This is a genomic window from Bacillus sp. SIMBA_031 (genome assembly GCF_046535225.1).
Lineage (GTDB): Bacteria > Bacillota > Bacilli > Bacillales > Bacillaceae > Bacillus > Bacillus velezensis.
The window spans coordinates 1-253 of the sequence record NZ_JAWRXC010000475.1 but is presented as its reverse complement, the minus strand read 5'-3'; the positions used below and the strand labels follow the sequence as shown (position 1 = coordinate 253).

The 253-nt window shown below is 55.7% G+C and carries 1 protein-coding gene; it reads right to left on the bottom strand.

Features of this window, described 5'->3' with window-relative positions:
* Nucleotides 1-25: 25 nt before the first annotated feature.
* On the bottom strand, nucleotides 26-253 hold a 228-nt coding region (locus tag SB724_RS21070), incomplete at its 5' end, for a hypothetical protein (RefSeq protein WP_410572933.1).

Below are 253 nucleotides of genomic sequence, written 5' to 3'. Positions count from 1 at the left end.
CAGGATCGACTTGACGCATCGAACCTCAACGCAACTTCCCCGGCCAATCTTTGACCATGGGTCCGAAGCAAGACTGCCATTTTCGATGCCCATCGCCTTGGCGTAAAGATACCCTTGGCCAAGAGGGCAGCCACGCTCCAACAGCATTTCGGCTTGCGCTACGTTTCACGCGCTCCGCGACCAGCCAAACTTTCATTCGCTTGGCGATATGGAGAATACCTTCGACAATTGCCGCGCCGACACCATCGAAGAC